Origin of the sequence: Streptomyces pseudogriseolus (assembly GCA_002154585.1) — a bacterium.
Lineage (GTDB): Bacteria > Actinomycetota > Actinomycetes > Streptomycetales > Streptomycetaceae > Streptomyces > Streptomyces pseudogriseolus.
Window position 1 is genome coordinate 1 of sequence record MUNG01000528.1, and the last position, 4,262, is coordinate 4,262.

General features: G+C 71.7%; 5 protein-coding genes. 3 read left to right on the forward strand and 2 right to left on the reverse strand.

Going from position 1 to position 4,262, the window contains the following annotated elements; genetic code table 11:
* Positions 1-335 (reverse strand): beta-ketoacyl synthase N-terminal-like domain-containing protein (locus CCN29_RS32170; protein WP_143661443.1); only part of this gene is annotated, 335 nt, incomplete at its 3' end.
* A 257-nt stretch (positions 336-592) separates the two neighbouring features.
* A complete protein-coding gene (locus tag CCN29_RS32175) occupies positions 593-1,453 on the reverse strand; it encodes a 1,4-dihydroxy-6-naphtoate synthase (RefSeq protein WP_086686059.1) in 861 nt (286 codons plus the stop codon).
* A gap of 394 nt (positions 1,454-1,847) precedes the next feature.
* Here CCN29_RS32175 and mqnE point away from each other — a divergent pair, with 394 nt between their 5' ends.
* The 3 genes from mqnE (at position 1,848) to CCN29_RS32190 (ending at position 4,233) form a co-directional block, all read left to right on the forward strand.
* Positions 1,848-3,011, forward strand: coding sequence for an aminofutalosine synthase MqnE (gene mqnE / locus CCN29_RS32180; protein ID WP_006130281.1), 1,164 nt, complete (start codon positions 1,848-1,850; stop codon positions 3,009-3,011).
* Between the two features lie 94 nt (positions 3,012-3,105).
* Positions 3,106-3,408: a ferredoxin gene (locus tag CCN29_RS32185; protein WP_006130282.1), complete on the forward strand. Its 303-nt coding sequence runs from the start codon at positions 3,106-3,108 to the stop codon at positions 3,406-3,408.
* Between the two features lie 60 nt (positions 3,409-3,468).
* Positions 3,469-4,233 (forward strand): thioesterase II family protein, encoded by a 765-nt coding sequence (locus tag CCN29_RS32190; RefSeq protein WP_006130283.1) that lies wholly within the window; start codon positions 3,469-3,471, stop codon positions 4,231-4,233.
* Positions 4,234-4,262 lie beyond the last annotated feature (29 nt).

Consider the following 4,262-nt stretch of genomic DNA (forward strand, 5'->3'; position numbering starts at 1 on the left):
AAGAAGGCGGGGTCGAAGTCGGCGGCGTCGTGCAGGAAGCCGCCTTCCCGGGTGTAGCAGGTGCCGGGGTGGGCGGGGTCGGGGTGGTAGAGGGCGTCGAGGTCCCAGCCGCGGTTCTCGGGGAAGCCGGAGATGCCGTCCGTGCCGGTGTCGACGAGGCGCCACAGGTCTTCGGGCGTGCGTACGCCGCCGGGGTAGCGGCAGCTCATGGAGACGACGGCGATGGGTTCCGTGGCCTTGGCCTCGACCTGACGGAGCCGGGCACGGGTGCGCTGGAGGTCGGCGGAGACTCGGGTCAGGAAGTCGCGAAGCCTGTCCTCGCTCACGGAGCTCACGGATCGGTCTCCCTTCGGCGGCGGGCGCGGCGGCTCGCCGGTGGGGCGCGGGCCATCGGCGTCGGCCCCGGCGCCGTGGACGCCGGGGCCGGCGAGGGCGGGCTGCGTGGTGTGCGCCCTCGCGGTGGACGGCCTTGGCGCTCCCGGTGCCGGGCCGTCCTCCAGGGCGATTATGGGGAGGTGGCCGGTCGGTTCCCGTGCTTCGGCCGGGGGCTCTAAGAGAACTTCTAGCGTTGTCGTTCCGTCGCCGGGCGATCTCAGAGGCGGGCCGTCACGTCCAGTGCGCCGTCCGGGAGCGGGGGCAGCAGGCCCAGCCGGGCGGAGCTGTCCAGCAGGGTGCGGACGGCGCTCAGTCCGTCCTGGCCGAGGTCGGCGGTGAACTCGTTGACGTAGAGGTCGATGTGCTGGTCGACGACGTCGGGTTCCATCTCCTGGGCGTGGCGCAGGACGTAGTCGCGGGAGGCGTCGGGGTCGTGGCGGGCGGCGCGCAGGGAGGCCCGTACGGCGCCGGCGATCTCGTGCAGCAGGGGTTCGCCGAGGGAGCGGCGGGCGACGATGGCGCCGAGGGGGATGGGCAGGCCGGTCCGCTTCTCCCACTCCTCGCCCATGTCGGCGACGCTGTGCAGGCCGTGGCGGCGGTAGGTGAAGCGGGCCTCGTGGATGACCAGTCCGGCGTCGACGCGGCCGTCGCGGACGGCGGGCATGATCTCGTGGAACGGCAGGACGACGATGTCCCCGACGCCGTCCGGCACGGCGTCGGCGGCCCACAGCCGGAACAGCAGGTAGGCGGTGGAGCCGGTGCTGGGGACGGCGATGCGGGCGCCGGTCAGCGCCGCGGGCTCACGGGGTTCGGCGGACAGGACGAGGGGGCCGCAGCCGTGCCCGAGGGCGCCGCCGCACGGCAGCAGTGCATAGTCCTCGAGGACGTGGGGCAGTACGCCGTAGGAGATCTTCAGGACGTCCAGCTCGGCGCGCTCGGCCATGCCGTTGGTGATGTCGATGTCGGCGAAGGTGAGCCGCGGCTCGGGCGCCCCGGGGAGCAGCCCCTCGGTCCAGGCGTGGAAGACGAACGTGTCGTTGGGGCACGGCGAGTGCGCCAGGGTCAGTGGTGACGTCATGGGCGGTGGCTTCCTTGTCTGCCGTTCGGCCAGGGACGTGCCGGGCGGCACGGGGCCGTGGCCCCCAGCAAACCCGTTGCGGGTATGGGGGTTTCCCCAGACTGCCCTCCGCCAGGATGGGAAGTGCCCCACTCGCCGCGGTGTCGATGTCCCGTCGTCCGGCCGGGGCCCGTGGCATCCGGATCGCGGCCGGCCCCACGGGTTCCTGCCGGACGGTTTCGGTGCGACCGCCGGATGGTGCGGCCGTGCCCGTCCCGCCCGACCGTCCCCGGGCGGGTCGGCCGGTCCACGGTTCGCGGGAGTTCGTTCCGCCCCGGGGCCGACGAGCCACGTGCTGAGCGTGCTCGGACCCACTACGTGTGCCGTGAGGCACTGACCGAGGAGGACCCCGGCCATGGACACTGGGCTCAAGCGCGAGCTGGAGGAGAAGGTCCGCTCCGGTGAGCGGCTGACCCGTGAGGACGGTCTCGCGCTCTACGAGTCGGACGACCTGGCGTGGCTCGGCGGGCTCGCCCACGAGGTGCGGACGCGGAAGAACGGCGACGTCGTCCACTTCAACGTCAACCGTCACCTGAACATGACCAACGTGTGCACCGCGTCGTGCGCGTACTGCTCCTTCCAGCGCAAGCCGGGTGAGAAGGACGCGTACACGATGCGCATCGAGGAGGCCGTCAGGCTCGCCAAGGCGATGGAGGGCGAGAACCTCACCGAGCTGCACATCGTCAACGGCCTGCACCCGAACCTGCCGTGGCGCTACTACCCGCGGTCGCTGCGCGAGCTGAAGGCGGCGCTGCCGAACGTGTCGCTGAAGGCGTTCACCGCCACCGAGATCCACCACTTCGAGACGATCTCCGGCATGTCGGCCTCCGACATCCTCGACGAACTGATCGACGCGGGACTCGAGTCGCTCACCGGCGGCGGCGCGGAGATCTTCGACTGGGAGGTCCGGCAGCACATCGTGGACCACCGCACCCACTGGGAGGACTGGTCCCGCATCCACCGCCTGGCGCACGAGAAGGGTCTGAAGACCCCGTGCACCATGCTCTACGGCCACATCGAGGAGCGCCGCCACCGCGTGGACCACGTGCTGCGGCTGCGTGAACTCCAGGACGAGACCGGCGGTTTCCAGGTCTTCATCCCGCTGCGGTACCAGCACGACTTCGTCGACATGAAGGACGGCAAGATCCGCAACCGGCTCCAGGCGCGGACGCAGATGGCCACCGGCGCGGAGGCGCTGAGGACCTTCGCGGTGTCGCGGCTGCTGTTCGACAACGTGCCGCACGTCAAGGTCTTCTGGGTCATGCACGGCGTGCAGACGGCGCAGCTGGCGCTGCAGCACGGCGCCGACGACATGGACGGCTCGGTCGTCGAGTACAAGATCACGCACGACGCCGACCAGTACGGCACCCCGGACAAGCTGACCCGCGAGGACCTGCTCGACCTGATCCGCGACGCCGGCTTCCGCCCGGTGGAGCGCAACACGCGGTACGAGATCATCCGCGAGTACGACGGTCCGGACCCGGCCCGCCGTGACGCGCCGCAGCCCATGCGGGTCTGACCCGGCGGACGCCGTCCCGCCCGACCTGATCACCGCGTTTCCCCTTCTCCGCCCCTCCCCCGATCTCCACCACGACTCCGCCAGGCAGGTGTGAATGTCCCCCCAGACGACGAACGACGAAGACCTGGAAGTCTGGATCGACCAGGAACTGTGCACCGGTGACGGCATCTGCGCCCAGTACGCGCCCGAGATCTTCGAGCTGGACATCGACGGTCTGGCCTATGTGAAGAGCGAGCAGGACGAGCTGCTCCAGACGCCCGGTGCGACCACGCGCATTCCGCTGGACGTGCTCACCGACGTCGTCGACTCGGCCAAGGAGTGCCCCGGCGAGTGCATCCACGTCCGCCGTGTCACCGACCGGGTCGAGGTCTACGGGCCCGACGCCGAGGACGCCTGACGTCCGTCGGGCCGCGCAGGCCCGACGGCTCGTCACCCGATGGAAGGACATCCACGTTTCATGAGCTCCACCCCGTCCGACCTGTGGATCCGCAGGTTCCGGCCCTCTCCCGAGGCGGCCGACCGTCTGGTGTGCTTCCCGCACGCCGGCGGGTCGGCGAGCTTCTACGTGCCCGTCGCCACCGCGCTGAGCCCCGATGTCGACGTGGTCGCCATCCAGTACCCCGGACGGCAGGACCGCCGCAGTGAGCCCGGGCCCGCCTCGGTGGCCGAACTCGCGGACGGGGTCACGGCGGCGCTGGCGGGCTGGGACGACCGTCCGCTGACCTTCTTCGGGCACAGCATGGGCGCCCTGGTGGCGTTCGAGGTGGCCCGTCGCATGGAGCGGGCCGGCTCCGGTCCGGTGCGGCTGTTCGCCTCGGGCCGCCGTGCGCCGTCCCGGACCCGCGACGAGCGGGTGCACACGCTCGACGACGACGGGGTGATCGCCGAACTGCGCGCCCTGAACGGCACGGACTCCCAGCTCCTCGACGACGAGGAGGTGCTGCGCATGGTGCTGCCCGCCATCCGCAGCGACTACCGGGCCGTGGAGACCTACCGCTGCGAGCCCGGCGCGCGGGTGCGCTGCCCGGTGACCGTGCTGACCGGGGACGCCGATCCCCGGACGTCGCTGGAGGAGGCCCGCGACTGGAGCGGGCACACCGAGGCCGACTCCGACCTGCGGGTCTTCTCCGGCGGCCACTTCTTCCTCTCGGAGCGGCCCGCCGAGGTGCTGGCCGTGCTGCGCGAGCACTTCGCGGCCACCCCCGCGGCCGGCCGGGTCTGACCCCCCGGCCCGCCGCGAAAGCTCCCCCC